Consider the following 14,584-nt stretch of genomic DNA (forward strand, 5'->3'; position numbering starts at 1 on the left):
ATACCCCGCCGGTTACCGGCGGGGTATTTTTTAATATTCTACAGTCACATTTTGCAGGTCAGCTTCTTCACACGGAAGAATGGTATAGCCGAGCTCTTTAACTTTCTCTTTCATGCTGGCAGAGCAATCCGGCCCGAGCACAAGAAACGTCCGGTCGCGCTGTACGTTTTTGCGAAAAGACGACAGCATGCCAAACAGGGCAGATGCTTTTTCTTCCGACAGGGACTGAGTAAAAGAGGAAGTGGACTCTATTACGGGAACAATCCATAATTCACATGCGTTTTCCGTTTGAAGAAGCTGTTCAAATACATCTGCTTTTTCAAGCGGTGTGCGCATCGTATCGTCCCGAAGCTCATACACTTCTTTATTGTCTAATGAAGCCTCCACGAACGGGCGGCTGTTTTTTTTATCAAAAATTTTAATATCCAGCTTGGATGGTTCAAGATGCTTTTCCATTTAAGTCTCTCCTCTTAACAGGTAACTGTTTCTTTTCAACATTATTTACCCGTTTTTCGTCAGGATAAACCTATTCGATCAGTGAAAGAATATCTTTTAATCGGCTGAGTGTGTGTACAGGATTTGCTCCTTCAACGATTTTTCCTTCTCCGCCATGGTTAATCCAGGCTGATTCGATGCCGGTGCGAGTCGCACCTAAAATGTCCGTACCTTGATTATCGCCTACCATTAACACATCACCCGGCTCCAGGTCCATTAAGCGGAGGGCATGATCAAAAATTGCTTTTTCCGGTTTTCCAAAACCAAAATGTCCGGAGATAAGCACGTGTTCAAAATACGGGACAAGTTCGGGCGTCATCGTCAGCTTTTCCAATTGAAGCGAAGGAGCTCCATTGGTTAAAAGCAGAAGGCGGATGCCTTTATCGCGCAACGTGTTTAAAACATCAAAGGTTTCTTCGTACACAAAAGCAGATTTGCGGCGGACGTTACGGAAACGCTCGCGTGCCCATTCTGCTTCGGACGCAGGAATCCCGGCTTGTTTCAAGCCATTTTCCCAGGCTTTTAATTGATAATCGGCAATTTGATCTCCCATAGACCGGAAGCCGTTATGGTGCACGTCACCGAAATTACCCCAAAGACCTTCGAACGGATTGATTCCAATGGAAAGAGTGACCGGGTAAAAGTCATATGTTTGATATTGCGCATGAGCAGCCGTGCGGACGTGTTTTTCTATCTCGGCTGCATCCTTTCCATATTTTTCCGACAGCTCGCCGCAAGTTACATCAAATGCGGTTTGGATGCTTTTTCTATCATCCAGCAGTGTATCATCAAGATCAAAAAAAACAGCTTTTTTCAACGTAACGTTCTCCTTCTTTTTAGCATAGTTCTTTACCTATTTCGACAAAAAATTCAAAAATCCTGCTTTTCGACGCGGCAAAAGAAAAAAAGAAGGCGGTGAATAATCAGGAATGTGGTGGGCAGGCAGGCGTGCGAGCTGGGAAGAAAGGTTATCGTATAAATGAATTAAATGCTCCTGACGTTGTTCGATGGCAGACAGGCGGTCTTCAATCAAAGACAGATAGGCGGTTTGTCCGATCATATTGGCTGCCTGGCCGGGAGGAAGGTCTTCGGAGGCGGCGGTTTCGATCATCTGGCGCAGCGTAGCCATTTCTTTTTCATCAAACATCCGGACATTCCGTTTTCCAGACTCGAACCGGAAGCCAGCTCCCTCAAGAGCGATTACATATTTGCTTAAGGTTGTTGGACTGATGTTTAAAGCAGCGGCCGCTTCTTTTGTAGTATGCACAGAAAATCCCTCCTTTGTTCTTTTTAAACTCATTCTTCACCGGACGCTGATTTCCTTTCACTAGTTTTGACGAAAAAGGGCAGCCAGCTATGTTCTTTTCGTCAAAATCCGGGTATACAAGCGGTAGGTGACTTATTATGAAATTAATCAGCTGGACGTATACAAAGCGGTATAACGTGAAAGCCATATTTGATCGGTTTCCGCAATCGAATGTGATTTTTCGGCTTATAAACAAATATTATTTTATTTATATTGTGAACTGGTCGGAGCAGGATCCGCCGGTTCGTAAGCAGGATTTAGAGAGGATGGAGCTGCTGTTGAACGATGAACTTGGAACCGGGCAGTTTTACCGGAATCGCCGATCAAGTAAACAAGGAGGCAAAGAAAGCATGAAAAGAGCCATGATTATTGCGAATCCTTCTTCTGGAAAAGAACAGGCGGAGGAATACATTGACTCTATTTATAAACAGCTCCAGGTGTCAGGATATGAGGTGGAAACCCGTTTAACCAGAGGGGAAGGAGACGCCATGCTTTTTGCAAAAGAAGCCTGCGAACGGCATTTGGATGCAGTGATTGCAATGGGCGGAGATGGAACGATGAACGAAACTGTAAACGGTCTGGCTGAACAGCCGCACAGCCCTGTTATGGGGGTTGTTCCGCTCGGTACCGTAAATGATTTTGCGCGTGCGCTGCATATTCCGCTCGAGCCGGAGGAGGCTATTCGGGTATTAGGAGGCAGAACAAAGCCTGCTGATATTGGCAAAGTAAATGGCCGTTATTTTTTAAATATTTTAGCCATTGGCGGGATTGCAGAAGCAACCGGTGAAGTAACGTCGACTCAAAAAACGACGCTGGGCGCGCTCGCTTATTTCGTAGAAGGCTTTAAAACCCTGCGGGATAAAACACCATTTCCCCTGACAATTGAAACGAAGGACCGAACATTTGAAGAAGAAGCCCTTATTTTTCTGGCCGCTCTTACAAATTCAGTGGGCGGATTTGAAAAGCTTGCGCCTGAGGCAAAATCAGCAGACGGTTTTTTTCATTGCTTTATCGTTAAAGATGTAGCACTGCCAAAATTGATACGTATCGGTGCGAATTTATTAAAAGGAGACCTGGGAGAAGACCCGGATGTTTTATATTTCCGCTCCCAAAAATTGAATGTCCGCTCTACAACGGAATTAAAAGCAAATGTAGACGGCGATATGGGGGATGCTGTTCCGCTGAGCCTCGAAGTACTGCAGGGCCATATTAAGGTGTTCATTCCATAAGCGATGTCTTTTAACAAAAAACACCTGTTCCCGTTTATGGCTAAAAATGACTTTTTCTTCGTTATAGTTAAAAAAGTGAAACGATTCTGCCATCAGTCCGTACATAAAAGTGAGGTGAGTAGAGATGGGGTTTTGGAAGAAGCTTTTTGGAAGCACTGCAGAAACCGTACCGGAAACAAAAGAGCGGACTCTGTTGAATTTACGGGTTGGCGATTTTGTCACGTATGACTTAGCCGATTATCAAGTAACGGGAAAAATCCATTACAATGACAGCGGTTATACGTGGGATGCTTATCAGCTTGCTGCATCCGGTAAAACCCTTTGGCTGAGCGTAGAGCTCGATGATGAGCTGGAAGTTGGCATGTATGAAAAGGTACGGATCCCCGGATTAGAGCCGGGAGCGAAAAAAGTAACGCATGATGGGCGCACATACTACCTTGAAGAAAGCGGACGTGCTTATGTAAAAGCAGAAGGCCGAAGTGAAAACGTCCACGGCAGAAACGTTGATTACTATGATTATACAGATGATTCGGAAGAACACTTTTTGTCTGTGGAAGTATGGGGCGGCGATGTCGAAGTCAGCTATGGATACGAAATTGAAGAATATGAAATCACTATTTTAGCGGGAAGCTAACCAACATTGGAGGAGAGAATATGTTTCAATTTTTTAAGCGTGTACAAACATACGTAGGTTCCGAACTGAATGCGGCACTTGATAAAGCGGAAGACCCCGTGAAAATGCTCGATCAGTTTATGCGGGAAATGTCAGCAGATATTCGTGACGCGGAGACAGCCGTTGCCAAGCAGCTTGCCAACGAAAAAATGCTGAAAAAGAAATATGACGACGCAAACAGCATGGTGGAAAAGCGCCAGCAGCAGGCAATTGACGCCCTTGAAGCAGGAAATGAGGATCTGGCACGCCGGGCGCTTGAGGATAAAAACAATCATGCGAAGCAAGCGGAGTCCATGAAAGAAGCACATAAGCAGGCGGCAGAGGATGTGGCTGTTCTTCGTGAGAAGCTGGCAGAAATGAAGCGTGAATATCAAGAAATGCAGCTGAGAAAAGATTCATTAAAAGCGCGCGCTGAATCGGCCAAAACGCGCACAAAGATGAACCGCGCCATGTCTTCTATCAGCGGGGATGAATCAAGACGCGGCTTTGAGCGTATGGAAGAAAAAGTGATGCAGTATGAAGCAGAAGCTGAAACGTCAGAGGATTTGCGTGCAGGTTCGCGAAGCCTTGATGATGAACTTGCTGCTTTAAAGAAAAACAGCGCAGTAGATGACGAACTCGCCGCACTTAAGCAAAAGCTCGGAAAAGAATAAGGAACCGCGGTCCGCCTGTTGCGGCGGGCCGTCTCTGTTCATTTGGAGTGTTTTCATATGAAAATAAAAAAATGGATGATTGTCACCACTGCATCGGTTTTTCTTTTTGCTGCCTGCGGCCTGCAGGAAGCAGATGACTATGTTGATGAAAATTATACATTTGTTGATGCTGTGCAAAACAATACAAATACAAACGACCAGGCGATGCTTTACCGCACGAATCAAAGCCTGCAGGAAACGGCCGCTGAGCTGATTGATGTAGAGCAGCCGGAAAAAATCGGCCAGGAAGTGGACGGCCGCCAAGTGCTTGTCTACGACAATGAATTTATTATTTTAACGGAAGATCCGGAAAATCCAGGCTCCACGCTTGTGGAAGTAGCAGAAGATGAATTTGTCCGTACGCATTACAATCCCGGCTTTTTCTCAGGTATGCTGCTCGGTTCATTGCTGAATGGGCGTTTTGGTTCAAATTGGGAGCGGACACAAGCGAACCGGTGCCGGTATAACGGTGACGGTTGCTATTCAGGCGGTGGTTATTACGGAGGCGGGGCGTTTTCTAACGGCTCTTATGGCCGTGGCTCGACATTCCGCGGCGGCGGACCGGGAGAAGGAAAATAATGAAGCGAAATGAGGGAATGAAGCTGTGAATCCATTTTTACTGACATTTTTGTATTTTATCGTAGCCATTGCAGTGGTTGTGGTTGGACTAATTGTTTTTGAACAAATTACAAGAAAGTATAAAGACTGGGATGAAATAAGAGGAAACAATACAGCCGTTGCCCTGTCAATCGGCGGGAAAATTATCGGCATCTGTATTATTATTACTTTTTCTATTTTTCACAACGATACAATTACAGAAACGATTATATGGGGTTTATTCGGTATGGTACTACAGCTTGCAGCGTATATCTTATTTGAGCTGATGACAAGAAGCTTTTCTGTAGAAGAACAGCTGAAATCAGGCAATCTTGCGGTAGGAATTGTTTCCTTTTCTGTTTCAGTCGGGCTGGCGTTTGTTATTGGCGCTTCGATTTCATAAGGCGGTGTTTTGATGACTGAACAGCATTCCATCCGGCAAAGCCGGTCGATTTATTATGCATCGGGCATTGTCTCGATATGCGGTATTATCTTTGAAGTACTGTTCGGCGCACTCGGTTCGTACATTTTAGGAGATGGAGTGAAGCAGTATACACTCACCATCTCCCTTTTTTTAACCGGAATGGGTATCGGCGCATACATAAGCGAGAAAGTAACCCGCCGCTTAATTGCTTCGTTTATTTGGATTGAATACGGCATTGGTATCGTTGGCGGATTTTCAGCTCTTCTTCTATTTGGCGTAACGGCTTATTTGCCGGAAGGAACAGACGCTTTATTTTTATACAGTGTAACGCTGCTTGTTGGAACGTTAACGGGCGTGGAGCTGCCCATTTTAATCCGGAAAGCAAATGAAATGGGTGTGTCGCTTCAAAAAAGTGCAGCTAAAGTGCTGTTTTCCGATTACGCCGGCGGTTTAATTGGCGGTCTATTGTTTTTATTTCTGCTTCGGCCATACTTTGGACTTGTGAAAACGTCTTTTCTTGTCGCTTTAATCAACATCGCTGTCGCACTGTGGATTGTTTTTCAATTTCGTTCTGAATTAAAGCGATTTAAGCTTCATGCGGCGTGCGGCATTGCATTTTTAGGAATTTTAACAGCCGGGGCTCTTTTTGGTGAGGAAGCGGCATTTCACTTTGAGCAGAAATTATACAAAGATCCAGTCGTGTTTTCGGAACAAACGGCTTACCAAAAAATTGTTTTAACGAGGGAACAGGGAGATACCCGTTTATACTTGGATGGACAGCTTCAATTCAGTTCGTCCGATGAGCACCGGTATCATGAAATTCTTGTCCATCCAACAATGGCGGCAGCTGCCCGCCACGAGCGTGTTTTAGTGCTTGGCGGAGGTGATGGACTGGCAGTAAGAGAGCTGCTGAAATATCAGGATCTTGGCCGTGTTACACTTGTGGACCTTGATCCTGCCATGACAGAAACCGCACGTACGAATCACTTGTTAACTGATTTAAATAAGAGATCACTTGATGATCCGCGTGTAGATATCGTCAATCAGGATGCTTTTCAGTTTTTAGAAAAAGCAAACGGTTTTTATGATGTCATCATTATCGATTTGCCGGATCCAAACAACGAATCACTGAACAAATTATATACCCAGGAGTTTTACTCTCTCGCCCGCAATCACCTGCAGGCAGACGGTGCAATGATTGTCCAGGCAACAAGTCCCGTGTTTGCACCACAAGTTTATTGGACCATTGACCGGACCATCCAGGCAGCCGGATTGAAAACAGAAAACCTGCACGCGGACATTCCAAGCTTTGGCGGGTGGGGATATGTGCTGGCATCAAGAGAGGGCATGGATGTAGAAGGGCTGTCCTTAATAAAAGATACGCGCTATTTAACAGCTGACCTGCTGCCGGCTTTAATGAAATTCGGGAAGGACGAAGATGCAGAAATGGAAGACGGAGCCCAAATTGAGCCGAACACCCTTATTCGTCCAAATTTAATTGAAGTTTATGAAAAATCATGGCGCTACTATTAATAAAGAAAAAGCCGGTTCCTATTTAGGAGCCGGCTTTTGTTATGTTGTGATACGTCCCTTAACTGTATACAAAGGGAAGACCGTTTTACTTTTCCGCTTTTAAAAGCAGTTCGTTTAATTCTTTTAACTCTTTTTCCATTTCAACGAGTCTTTCTTCTGCTTTTGATACGCCGTGTCCGGTAGATTCTAATTTTTCAATGTCGCCTTGTACACGCATATAGTCCATTTTTAATTCTTGAATCTTGTATTCAATTTGTGACTTGTTCATGAATAAACCGCCTTTTTTCTTTTAGTTTACCAAATGAAAAAGCTGCCTGCATAGAGCAGGCAGCTTTTAATATTTAGCGGGAAACCATAAATTCAACAGCGAGGTTTAAGAAAAAAGCCGTATGGACCACCGCGAAAACGAGCCCGTGTTTATTTAACTGCCGCATAAGTACTTGATCCATATCGATCACCTCGTAATTAATTTGTAAATATAATATATCATATGTTCACAAAATGTCCAAAACTTATTTACGAAATTTCAACAAAAAGAAAAAGAAGCGAGTTTCGCTTCTTTAAAGGATCGGCGATAGGAGCCGAGAAATAGATTCCTTGAATTTAATAACAGGAGAGCGCTGATAATACAGTTCAGGTGTTAATTCAAAACAGACCGTCATGTCATGACGGAAAATTTTTGCCAGCTGGCGGCCAGTTTCATAATCATACATAAAGGCGTTCACTTCAAAATTTAAACGGAAGCTGCGGACGTCAATATTTGCTGTACCGACCGAGCTCAGCTTTTCGTCTACGACAATAGTTTTAGCATGAATAAAGCCGTCGTCGTAAATATAAATTTTTGCTCCTGCTTTTAATAGTTCTCCGGCATAGGAGTAGGTAGCCCAGTAGACAAAAGGGTGGTCCGGTTTATTGGGCACCATAATTTTTACATCGATTCCAGACAAAGCGGCGATACGAAGTGCGTCTAAAATGCTCGCATCTGGAATAAAATAAGGAGTCTGGATATAAATAGAATTTTTTGCTGTTGAAATTAGCTGAAGGTAGCCGCTTTTAATTTGATCCCATTCTGAATCCGGCCCGCTAGTCACAATTTGCATGGCGGTATCACCGGTTATAGCCGGTACGGGGAACAGTCGTTCATCGTACATAAAATCATGCCGTTTAGATGCTTGGTTCCAATCTAGAATAAACCGAGTCTGCAGTGCATGAACGGCGCTGCCTTCAACACGCAGGTGAGTATCTCTCCAATAACCGAAGGCCGGGTCCTTTCCTAAGTATTCATCACCAACGTTAAAGCCGCCTACATAGCCGATCTGTCCATCAATGACAACAATTTTTCTGTGATTTCGGTAATTCAGCCGTAGATTAATTAAGGGAATGCGGGAAGGAAAAAAGGTCTCTACCACACCGCCGGCTTCAACAAGCTTCCGAAAATGTTTACGCCGAAGCGTTCTTGAACCCATATCATCATACAACACGCGTACCTCCACACCTGCCAGTGCTTTTTCTGTTAAAAGAGTAATAATCTCTTTACCAAGCCGGTCATTTCGGAAAATATAGTACTGAACATGAATATGGTTTTTGGCTCTGCGCATATCGTTCATCAGAGAATCAAATTTTTCAGCCCCATCTGTATAGATATAAACTTGATTATCTTCCGATAAAACTGCGTCATTATAGCTTAGCAGCATAGAAATAAGTTTCGTATTTTCTTTTGTATGAGGGTTGGCAAACGGATAAATGCCGCGTTTTATAGCCCTTTTTTGATGGCTGATTTGTTCTTCAAGTCCTATTTTTTTCTTGTCTTCCCAATCAAATAACCGCTTTCTGCTTAAATTCTGTCCGAATATAAGATAAAGAACAAAACCAAGGAGCGGAAGGAAAAACAAGACCATCAGCCACGCCCATGTTGCGCCTGCATCGCGCCGCTCCATAAAAATAATGGCTGAAGCGAGCACTATGTTCAATGTGAAAAGCACGTAAGCAGCCCACGGGAAAAAATACAATTCAATGATCACGTTCATCACCATTCCGTTCAATTTAAATAGTCACTTTCACTATACACGAAAAAGTCATAAATATCCGGATTGAAAAAGGAAAAAAGGGGAACATAAAGAAGGATTATAAAAAAATGAAACGCTTTTGTATAAAGAACGTATAAACCATTAAACGTAAAAAGGATGGATGACCATGAAGAGTGCGGATCGGACGAGAAAAATTGTCGACAATCTTACCAGGCTGGGTGTAAAAGCAACCGTAACCAAATCGAGAACAGCGCTATGGAACGCTTTGCAATGCAGGGAAGCACAGAGCCAGTTGAAGGCGGTTACCTCCTGCCACTCTGGATAAGAAGGGAGCGTGGCAACGGTGCGTTTTACAAAAGGGCTTTTTATACACAACGAGCATGCCGGAAGTCAAAGAGAACCGGTTATTGAACAAGTAATATCGGTTTTGAAGGAAGCGGTCGGGCACGTTGAGCGGAAAGTGATTACCGAACCCGGAGAAGGAGAAAAACTGTGCTATGAGACCGTTCAGGATTATGATATTGTCATCATTTATGGTGGTGACGGAACGGTTCATGAATGTATCAATGGAATCGCCAGATTGGAAAAAAGGCCTATTGTCGCTGTACTGCCAGGTGGAACCTGTAATGATTTCAGCCGTGCAATTGGAGTTCCGGAAGACTTGGACGCGGCCTGCCGACTCTTAAAAACAGGTGTTGTCCGTAAAGTGGACGTCGGTGCCATGAACGATCGTTTTTTTGCAAACTTTTGGGGGATCGGCATGATTACCGATACTTCCGAAAATATCGATGAAAACAAAAAATCCATGATCGGCAAAATGAGTTACTATTTAAGTGCCCTTGAAACGGTCCGTCATCCATCTTTTTTTCATTATATGATCGAAGCGGACGGAAGGAAACTTGCAGGGGAAGCGGCAATGGTTGTTGCGTTGAATGGAAATTATATCGGGACAGTTGACCTTCCTTTTCAAGCGAATCATGAAGACGGTTACTTAGAACTTATCATCGTAAAAGATTCGGGCTTTCCGCTTATAAAAGAAGTGATTCAAACAAAGAAAATTAAAGCAACAGGAGAACATGCCGCGAATCTTGAACACTACCATGTTCAATCATTCACAATTCAAACCGATCATCCGATGCTTATCGACATGGATGGAGAAGTGTATGCTGTGACGCCGGCTGTCTGTAGCGTTAAAAAAGGGCATATTGATTGTCTTTGTTCCGCATAAAAGCGCCCCGCCGAAGAAAGGCAGGACGCTTATTGAAAAAGAGCCGAACATTCTGTTTTAAGCAGAGCGGCTGCGGAATTTGCGTATAAACCAAATAACTGCCGCGATAAAAATAATGGCTAAAATCGCATAAACGATATTTGAGTACACATCCATATAGTCAACGATCGTATGCCATGAATCGGAGAAAGCGGCACCCAAGTTTACAAGAACAGTATTCCATATTAACGTTCCAGCAGTCGTAAACAAAACAAATAAAAGAAAATTCATATTAGACATGCCGGCAGGGATAGAAATTAAGCTTCGGATAAGAGGAACCATGCGGCAGAGAAAAACCGTCCAAACTCCATATTTATCAAACCAGGCATCCGCCCGGTGAATATCCTCGTTTTTTACACGAAGAAATTTGCCGTAACGGGCCACGATTTTCTCCATTGTTTGTACATCTAATATCAACCCGACACCGTATAGAATAATAGCCCCTACAACCGATCCGGCTGTTGAAACGAGTATAACTCCCGTAACAGTCAAATCTGTCTGGCCGGTCATTACACCGCCAAAGGTAAGAATAACTTCAGACGGAATCGGAGGGAATATATTTTCAAGTGCAATCAAGAAAAAAATGCCCCAGAGTCCATACTGCTCCATCATTGAAATAATCCAGTTTTCCATAATAACCCTTTCCATGAAGAAATTTTTTCGTCTCGGTTGACATTATAGCATGCACCTTTATGCATTCACCAATAAAAACAGGACGCCTGCTTTTACAGCGGGACAGAAGAAGAATTTTTCCCGAAAATAGACAGCAATGTCGTCGTTAAATTCTGCTCTTTTTCAAGACTGTATTGATGAAGCCTTTTTTTCCATTTGCCTCGTTCAATATCGCTGTCGATAATGGCAGTAATCTGCTGTTCAATGGGAAGATCATCCGTCAGTTCATAAATAAGTTCGCGCCTTTTTAAATAGTCGGCATTAAACTCTTCCTGGCCGGGCAAGGCGCCTGAAATAAAAACAGGCAGCTCTTTTTCAAGCACTTCACTGACAGTAATTCCGCCCGGTTTTGTAATAATGGCAGATGCTTCTTCATAAAACCGATTCATTTCTTCACGGCTGCTCATATAAGGCAGAGCTTTAATACGTGGATTTTTCAGCTGCTCAATTTGTGTGCGCAGCTTTTCGTTATGGCCGCACAGCACTTTATACGTGTAAGAAAGCGTTCTTTCGTTTAAATGCTGCAGCAATTTTTCAAGCTGTCCTAAACCGCTGTTACCGCCTGCAACAAGAATAGACCGGTGTTTAGTTCGGGCGTGTCCCGTTGCAAAAGAAGGATGAATCGGAATACCCGTTACGTAAATGCGGCTTGCAGAAACGCCGAGCCGGATAAGCCATTTTTTTGCTTCAAGATGAGGCACAAAATGGTAATCAATGCCGCGTTTTCCCCATACATCGCTGACAAAGAAGTCTGTATATACGTTGATCACCGGAACCGTAATTTTCTGTTGGCGTTTCAAGTGGTTAAGCAGCTTTGATGGGTAGCTGTGTGTACAGATAATATAGTCGGGACGCTCTTTTTCTATGAGCCGGGCAAGACGGAACTCGAAATATTTATCCCACACATGGAGGGGCATTTGATTGCTTCTTCTGCCATCAGGTGTGTAAATAAAAGATTTGTAAAACTTGCTGTAGGATTCGGGTTTTTTGCTGATCCACTGCATGTACATTTTAGAGACAACAGATTCCAGTGATTCGTGGCAATAACTGAGAATATCTACAGTTTGAATGTTCGCATCCGGACAAACCATACTAATATGTTCAATAACCGCTTCCGCTGCTTTATGATGGCCCGATGACAGACGAAATAAAGGAAGCACAATAATTTTCATCTTAACTTGACTCCTTTAACGGCGGGAATGTGACGATTTTTTCCATTTTATAATAAAGTGAATAACAAACAAAACAAAAAAGACAGCACCGGCAATGGCCAGATATTCTGGTTTAATTTGAATATAAGAGCTGATTAAGAAACCAGCTGACATATACATAAGTACCCATACAGAACCGCCTAAAACAGAGAGCGCAAGAAAACCAGAAATGGAAAACTTAGCGATTCCGGCGAAATATGGATTAAACTGCCGAACACCCGGGATGAAAAAGCCAGCTAAAAGCGAGCGCGATAAATCCCAATGCATAATGGTTTTTCCAAGCCTTTTTTTCGTAACACCCAGGTATTTCCCGTAACGGTCCAAAAGCGGCTGGCCGACAATCCGCCCCAGCGAATAGCTGACAGCCATTCCGACCAATGTGCCCGCGAGAAGGGACGCAAAAGCTTTAGAAAAAGAAAGCGAACCGTTCTTAGCAAGCATTCCTACATAGACGTATAAACTTTCTTCCGGCACCGGGATGCCGACAATGCCAAAAATACCAGCTAAAAATAAAATAGCGTATCCATATTTCGCCAAATAGGCAATGACTAATGATTCCATTTAATCCCTCACTTTAACACGAAGCAGCTTACTTTACGACTTGGAGCGGTACAAAGTGCTAACTGTTACAAATGAAAAAGCAGCCGATTCTTGATCCATTAAAAAAAGGCGCAGGGCTTCCAGCATAACTGCAGGAGCTTTTTCATAGGCACCAAAGGTATGTCCACTGTCATGCAGGGTAATAACGGCGCCATTGGAACGGGCAAGGCGCAATTTTTGGGCCAGCTTCTCAGGAGTCATTTTTTTCTTCCAGTCTCCCGGAATAGCTGTCCACATAACCGTCTGAAAAGGCTGTGCTTTTTGCAGCGTGAACGGGTTAAAATGCCCCCAGGGCGGCCGATACAGCTCAGCGCGATTCCCTGTAATCGCTGTAATATGGCTGGCGGCTTGTACAAGTTCCCGTTCCAGCGCGGCTGGTGAAAGCAGCCAGCTGGATATATGGCGGTTATTATGGATCCCGACCTCGTGGCCTTCTTTTTCCATTCTACGAATCAAATCGGGATAAAGTTTCGCTTTTTCCCCGATAACAAAAAATGTAGCTTTTACATTATATTGTTTGAGCAGGTCTAATAGAAGGGGTGTATAAACAGGGTTTGGACCGTCATCAAAAGTCAGGGCGATTTCTCGACGGTCAGGTCCTTGTTTCTTCACCCTTTTGGCATATGACCGACCGTATACCGTCGGGAGCACTGTCCACGAAGCGGCAAGCAGAAGACCTGCAGCTAAAAGCTTTTTCATGCGAAAACTCCATTTCCGAATATCATTTCTTTCTCATTATAATAGCCCTTTTAGGAAAACACAAAAACCCGCCGGGAGGGCGGGTTTTTGCATTAAGCGTTATATGGTTCTATAACCGCAATGGATGAAGGCTCATCCCCGGTTTGTACGGCTTCCCGGTCCGGTACACGCTGAATTTCAACGTGACGGATCTGCTGATCTTCCATTTGTAAAACAGTAAATAAAAATCCACTGTGCTCGATTGATTCACCGGGCTGAATATCATACCTCTCTGTTAACATCCAGCCGCCAAGCGTGTCAACATCCTCGTCATTCATATAAATGCCGAGCAATTGAGCCGTTTCGGAAACGTGCATTTTGCTGCTCGCGATAAAGTGTAAGTCTCCAATTTGCTGAATAACGGGTGGTTCAGCCACATCAAATTCGTCATAGAGTTCGCCGACAATAACCTCAACGATATCTTCCGCTGTTACAATACCTGATGTGCCGCCGTATTCGTTCAACAGTATCACCATTTGTGTCCGCTCTGCCTGCATTTTCGTAAGCAGTTCATGAACGGGAGTGGAGTCAATCACCCGTGTAATGGGCCGGACAAAATGTTTAATGCTTTTTGAACCGACAACCGGGTCTGACACATACTCAGCAATGACTTCTTTAAAGTTGACAAAGCCAATGATACGGTCCTTATCACCGTCCGCTACCGGATAGCGGGTATGCTTTGTTTCACGGAAAATCTTTACACAATCCCGAACTGCATCTTCCTTATCAAAATACACCATCTCTGTTCGAGGCACCATCACTTCTGTTGCTGCCCGGTCATTCAACTGCGACAGGTGATTTTCAGGATCGGTCCCCGTTAATTCAGCGAGAAGAGCGGAAGAATGCTTTCTCGAGGGGGGTTCTCCTGTTTCATTTGTTTCTTTCCGTTTTACGTAACGAATGGCTGTAAATGACAACGCCAAAAGGATAACAGCAATCAGCCCAATCCATATGTCCAATCAGATTTCTTCTCCCGCAAGCGGCGAAAGAAGAAGTCACCTCCTATTTAATATGATGATCAAATTCGAAAAACCGGCAGTGTAGAAAAAGCGAGCTGCTGTCAATGTCCCATTTGATCACCCTCTTCCTATCAGCCTTTTTATTAATATTATTATAATAA

18 protein-coding genes are annotated in these 14,584 nt (G+C 43.8%); 8 read left to right on the forward strand and 10 right to left on the reverse strand.

Annotated features, from left to right (window positions below; translation table 11 throughout):
* Positions 1-30: 30 nt before the first annotated feature.
* The 3 genes from RG959_RS16685 to RG959_RS16695 all read right to left on the reverse strand — a co-directional run bounded on the left by RG959_RS16685 (position 31) and on the right by RG959_RS16695 (position 1,762).
* Positions 31-456 carry a hypothetical protein gene (locus tag RG959_RS16685; RefSeq protein WP_342798087.1) on the reverse strand — a complete coding sequence of 142 codons (426 nt, stop codon included), beginning with the start codon at positions 454-456 and terminating at the stop codon, positions 31-33.
* A 70-nt stretch (positions 457-526) separates the two neighbouring features.
* Complete coding sequence (locus RG959_RS16690; protein WP_342798088.1) at positions 527-1,312, reverse strand: HAD family hydrolase; 786 nt, start codon at positions 1,310-1,312, stop codon at positions 527-529.
* 36 nt (positions 1,313-1,348) lie between these two features.
* Positions 1,349-1,762, reverse strand: a complete 414-nt coding sequence (locus RG959_RS16695; protein WP_251273279.1) for a MerR family transcriptional regulator — start codon at positions 1,760-1,762, stop codon at positions 1,349-1,351.
* 137 nt (positions 1,763-1,899) lie between these two features.
* Here RG959_RS16695 and RG959_RS16700 point away from each other — a divergent pair, with 137 nt between their 5' ends.
* The 6 genes from RG959_RS16700 to RG959_RS16725 all read left to right on the forward strand — a co-directional run bounded on the left by RG959_RS16700 (position 1,900) and on the right by RG959_RS16725 (position 6,949).
* Positions 1,900-3,030: a diacylglycerol/lipid kinase family protein gene (locus RG959_RS16700; RefSeq protein ID WP_342798089.1), complete on the forward strand. Its 1,131-nt coding sequence runs from the start codon at positions 1,900-1,902 to the stop codon at positions 3,028-3,030.
* A gap of 124 nt (positions 3,031-3,154) precedes the next feature.
* Positions 3,155-3,664, forward strand: a complete 510-nt coding sequence (locus RG959_RS16705; RefSeq protein WP_342798090.1) for a DUF4178 domain-containing protein — start codon at positions 3,155-3,157, stop codon at positions 3,662-3,664.
* Between the two features lie 20 nt (positions 3,665-3,684).
* Positions 3,685-4,356 carry a PspA/IM30 family protein gene (locus RG959_RS16710; RefSeq protein ID WP_342798091.1) on the forward strand — a complete coding sequence of 224 codons (672 nt, stop codon included), beginning with the start codon at positions 3,685-3,687 and terminating at the stop codon, positions 4,354-4,356.
* Positions 4,357-4,413: 57 nt separating this feature from the next.
* Complete coding sequence (locus tag RG959_RS16715; RefSeq protein ID WP_342798093.1) at positions 4,414-4,974, forward strand: DUF4247 domain-containing protein; 561 nt, start codon at positions 4,414-4,416, stop codon at positions 4,972-4,974.
* A gap of 25 nt (positions 4,975-4,999) precedes the next feature.
* Positions 5,000-5,395 carry a DUF350 domain-containing protein gene (locus RG959_RS16720; protein ID WP_242235291.1) on the forward strand — a complete coding sequence of 132 codons (396 nt, stop codon included), beginning with the start codon at positions 5,000-5,002 and terminating at the stop codon, positions 5,393-5,395.
* A 12-nt stretch (positions 5,396-5,407) separates the two neighbouring features.
* A complete protein-coding gene (locus tag RG959_RS16725) occupies positions 5,408-6,949 on the forward strand; it encodes a polyamine aminopropyltransferase (protein ID WP_342798094.1) in 1,542 nt (513 codons plus the stop codon).
* A gap of 85 nt (positions 6,950-7,034) precedes the next feature.
* On the opposite strand, the gene RG959_RS16730 is transcribed toward RG959_RS16725, so the two are convergent.
* Positions 7,035-7,217: an SE1832 family protein gene (locus RG959_RS16730; RefSeq protein WP_251273285.1), complete on the reverse strand. Its 183-nt coding sequence runs from the start codon at positions 7,215-7,217 to the stop codon at positions 7,035-7,037.
* 292 nt (positions 7,218-7,509) lie between these two features.
* Complete coding sequence (cls, locus tag RG959_RS16735; RefSeq protein ID WP_483298901.1) at positions 7,510-8,982, reverse strand: cardiolipin synthase; 1,473 nt, start codon at positions 8,980-8,982, stop codon at positions 7,510-7,512.
* A gap of 160 nt (positions 8,983-9,142) precedes the next feature.
* Here cls and RG959_RS16740 point away from each other — a divergent pair, with 160 nt between their 5' ends.
* Together RG959_RS16740 and RG959_RS16745 are read left to right on the forward strand one after the other, a co-directional pair.
* Positions 9,143-9,301, forward strand: coding sequence for an Lmo0850 family protein (locus RG959_RS16740; protein ID WP_242235285.1), 159 nt, complete (start codon positions 9,143-9,145; stop codon positions 9,299-9,301).
* Between the two features lie 18 nt (positions 9,302-9,319).
* A complete protein-coding gene (locus RG959_RS16745; RefSeq protein ID WP_342798095.1) occupies positions 9,320-10,204 on the forward strand; it encodes a diacylglycerol/lipid kinase family protein in 885 nt (294 codons plus the stop codon).
* Between the two features lie 57 nt (positions 10,205-10,261).
* On the opposite strand, the gene RG959_RS16750 is transcribed toward RG959_RS16745, so the two are convergent.
* From RG959_RS16750 to RG959_RS16770, 5 genes are all read right to left on the reverse strand, one after another.
* Positions 10,262-10,876 carry a DedA family protein gene (locus tag RG959_RS16750; protein WP_342798096.1) on the reverse strand — a complete coding sequence of 205 codons (615 nt, stop codon included), beginning with the start codon at positions 10,874-10,876 and terminating at the stop codon, positions 10,262-10,264.
* 92 nt (positions 10,877-10,968) lie between these two features.
* Complete coding sequence (locus tag RG959_RS16755) at positions 10,969-12,087, reverse strand: MGDG synthase family glycosyltransferase (protein WP_342798097.1); 1,119 nt, start codon at positions 12,085-12,087, stop codon at positions 10,969-10,971.
* A gap of 15 nt (positions 12,088-12,102) precedes the next feature.
* Positions 12,103-12,687 (reverse strand): DedA family protein, encoded by a 585-nt coding sequence (locus RG959_RS16760; RefSeq protein ID WP_309091264.1) that lies wholly within the window; start codon positions 12,685-12,687, stop codon positions 12,103-12,105.
* 33 nt (positions 12,688-12,720) lie between these two features.
* Positions 12,721-13,425: a polysaccharide deacetylase family protein gene (locus RG959_RS16765; RefSeq protein WP_309091262.1), complete on the reverse strand. Its 705-nt coding sequence runs from the start codon at positions 13,423-13,425 to the stop codon at positions 12,721-12,723.
* Between the two features lie 92 nt (positions 13,426-13,517).
* A complete protein-coding gene (locus tag RG959_RS16770; protein WP_342798098.1) occupies positions 13,518-14,423 on the reverse strand; it encodes a hemolysin family protein in 906 nt (301 codons plus the stop codon).
* Positions 14,424-14,584 lie beyond the last annotated feature (161 nt).

The sequence above is a fragment of the Domibacillus sp. 8LH genome, assembly GCF_038806185.1.
In the GTDB taxonomy this organism is placed as follows: Bacteria; Bacillota; Bacilli; order Bacillales; family Domibacillaceae; genus Domibacillus; species Domibacillus indicus_A.